1 pseudogene is annotated in these 419 nt (G+C 64.7%); it reads right to left on the reverse strand.

What is annotated here, in order from left to right:
• A pseudogene (locus C5S61_RS03160) lies at positions 1-419 on the reverse strand (flotillin family protein); the annotation flags it as partial.

The following is a 419-nucleotide window of genomic DNA, read 5'->3' on the forward strand; positions in this document are numbered from 1 at the left end:
GTCGAGCGACGCTTTCTTCTCGGCTTCCGCCGCCACGATGACTTCGGTGGATTTCTTCTCGGCCTCCTTGCGGGCCGCTAGCACAGCGGTCTGACGGTCGCGGTCGGCGACCTCGATCGCGCGGGCGGTGATGACCTTTTCCTCCGCGGACACGGCGAGGGCTTCGGCGGTCTTTGCATCGGCGATGGCTTCGGATTGCTCCTTGCTCTTGTTGGCGATCGCGATCTCGTTCATCTGGGTTGCGATCTGGATTTCGCGGCCGGCGTCGGTCTTGCGCTTGTTGACTGCCAGATCCGACTCGATCACCGCGGTGTCGCGCGCCTGCTTGGCTGCGGCTTCGCGCTGGGCGACCTGCTGATCGGTTCCGATGCGAGCGTTTTCTTCCGTGAGCTTGGCGGTCTGCTGCGCCTGCGCCACCT

This window comes from Herpetosiphon llansteffanensis, assembly GCF_003205875.1.
Classification (GTDB): domain Bacteria; phylum Chloroflexota; class Chloroflexia; order Chloroflexales; family Herpetosiphonaceae; genus Herpetosiphon; species Herpetosiphon llansteffanensis.